Source organism: Mesorhizobium sp. M00.F.Ca.ET.216.01.1.1 (assembly GCF_004010325.2).
Taxonomy (GTDB): Bacteria; Pseudomonadota; Alphaproteobacteria; order Rhizobiales; family Rhizobiaceae; genus Mesorhizobium.
In genome coordinates this window covers 1-368 of record NZ_SADR02000244.1, presented here as the reverse complement: position 1 = coordinate 368, position 368 = coordinate 1, and the positions used below count along the sequence as shown (strand labels likewise).

Here is a 368-nt window from a genome sequence, read left to right as displayed (position 1 = left end):
CGAAACCGAACCACCAGCCGGTGGCGAAAGCCGGCCTCAACCGCCTGAACCAGCCATCGGAAGCTTCGCCGGTGGCGCCGTCGAGCAACCAGACCAGGACCGGGAACGAAACGAAGCAGACGGCGAAGAAATCGTAAGGCGCCTGGGCAAGCACCGCCAGCGCTCCGGCGGCAAACGCCACCAGCGCCCGCCGCCACCCCCACAGCAGAATTATCCGGCCGGCAAAGCGCTGCATCTAGCTTCCCAAGTCGCGCGAATCAGGGAGCCAGAGATTTAACAGGCCGGGCCGGATGCTCCAAATGACGGTGACTTGAGGACCGTCTTTCTATCGGTGCCACCCTTGGATGCTGAGACCACTCATCCGCTCG

The 368-nt window shown here is 63.6% G+C and carries 1 pseudogene; it reads right to left on the bottom strand.

The features are described from left to right. Window positions 1-235: pseudogene (locus tag EN859_RS35940) on the bottom strand (apolipoprotein N-acyltransferase); the annotation flags it as partial. Window positions 236-368 lie beyond the last annotated feature (133 nt).